We start from the raw sequence: 1,277 nt of genomic DNA, 5'->3' as shown, positions 1-1,277 counted from the left end.
CGTCATGTGACAGATCCAGTGGGCCGCATGGTGAAACAGACCGACTTATTGGGCCTTATGCATCCGGTCAGATGACCGATGTCCCGAGGACTGATCCGCGCCATGGTTGCGGCAGTGCCACCGCATTCATGAAAAGGGAAGGGCCATGCCCGACAAACAACTGACATCCACGTCCCGTCCTCAGTTCGGCAAGCTGCCGGACCAGCCGACGGTGACGACTCCGGCGCACCGGCAAGCCAAAGCGTTTCTCGATGCCGAACGTGCCCGCATAGCCACGCAGCCCGGCCTCGGCGTGGCGGGCCTCCTGATGGTCGTTCCGGTCGCCTTGCTGTTCGCGTTCGGGCTGGGTGGCGCGGAGGACTCGGTTGTCGTCCTCGCGCCTCTCGTCACATTCGCGCTGCCGCCCCTGACGGTGATCGCCTTCTGGTGGGAGGACTGGCCGGGTTCCAGCCTGCGTCCCAAGTGGTCAGCATGCGTGGACATACTCCTGATCGCGGCAGCGGGCATCGCCCTGGCGGTGACGGGGCAGTGGGTGATCGGTCATGTCGACGCCGCCGGTATCTTCGATCCGACTCCGGGGCCCGGTCACTCGCCGTTGTATCCCGCCTCGTTGCCCCTGGGACTGACCGCCTTCACGGCGATCCTGCAACTGACCCTTGCCTTCGAGGGCTGGCCGCTCAAGCGCCTGCCGCGGCTCGCCGGCGGGATCGCGGCACTGACGCTGTCCTGGGCCGTCGCTCTCCTGGTGCAGTACGTCGCCTACGACTTTCCCGCCCCGCCGGACTCCGGCCTGTTCAGCCAGAGTGGGCCGTTCTCCCGGGAGGACATCTCCGTTGTGCTCGCCGTGTGCGGTTCGTGGCAGGTGTGGCTGTTCATCGTCTGGCGTGGTTGGCCCATGAACGCATTGCGGAAGCGATGGCTTCGGATCGTCGTGGGGAACGTGCTGGTGCTCGGTGGCGCGGCGCTCACCTACGCGCTCGCGTACGGCGCGGGCGGGGTGGAGCCGCCCGCCCTCCTGGCGGCCGCCACCAGCTTCAGTGCCGCCGGGGTGCTTGTCGGCATGCTCTTCGAAGGAGCGTTGCGCCCGTATCTGTCCGCCGCCAGGGAACGCGTGGCCACCCTTGCCGTCACCGTGGCGGTGGGAGCCGGGCTCTGCACCGGGCTGCTCGCCTACGCCAACACGCTCACCTGGTCGACCTCCAACGCTGAGGCGTGGGTGGGACATGCAAGCATCAACGCATTGGCGTTCGGCGTGATCCTGCACGTGGCGGTCTGCC

General features: G+C 67.3%; 1 protein-coding gene. It reads left to right on the top strand.

Features of this window, described 5'->3' with window-relative positions; translation table 11 throughout:
• Nucleotides 1-106 precede the first annotated feature (106 nt).
• The coding region (locus STSP_RS34425; RefSeq protein WP_157902973.1) for a hypothetical protein at nt 107-1,277 on the top strand (1,171 nt) is incomplete at its 3' end.

It is taken from the genome of Streptomyces jeddahensis (assembly GCF_001642995.1).
Classification (GTDB): Bacteria; Actinomycetota; Actinomycetes; order Streptomycetales; family Streptomycetaceae; genus Streptomyces; species Streptomyces jeddahensis.
The sequence above is the reverse complement of the archived record's forward strand: the minus strand, read 5'-3'. Positions and strand labels throughout refer to the sequence as shown.